Raw genomic sequence first — 239 nt, forward strand, 5'->3', positions numbered from 1 at the left:
GCGTTCCGCGCGGCCGGGGGGGATCTGCCCACGGCGCTCACGCCCGTCTATCCGGTGGCGGCAGGACTGCCCCAGGCCTATATCCGCCGCGCAGCGGCCACGGCGATGCTGCGGGCCGACCTCTCCGATACGCTGCCCGCAGGAGAGCACCCGCCCGTGGCCCATTTCCACGGCAACGGCGGGCTGCCGCCGCTGTTCAGCCTGCGTGACGCGCTGCAGTTCCTGCACCATCCCACGCC

General features: G+C 73.6%; 1 protein-coding gene. It reads left to right on the forward strand.

All coding sequences use genetic code 11. The features are described 5' to 3' along the window. The coding region (locus tag ACSNOK_RS36060; protein ID WP_436784869.1) for a hypothetical protein at positions 1 to 239 on the forward strand (239 nt) is incomplete at both ends.

Origin of the sequence: Streptomyces sp. URMC 126, from assembly GCF_051386555.1 — a bacterium.
In the GTDB taxonomy this organism is placed as follows: domain Bacteria; phylum Actinomycetota; class Actinomycetes; order Streptomycetales; family Streptomycetaceae; genus Streptomyces.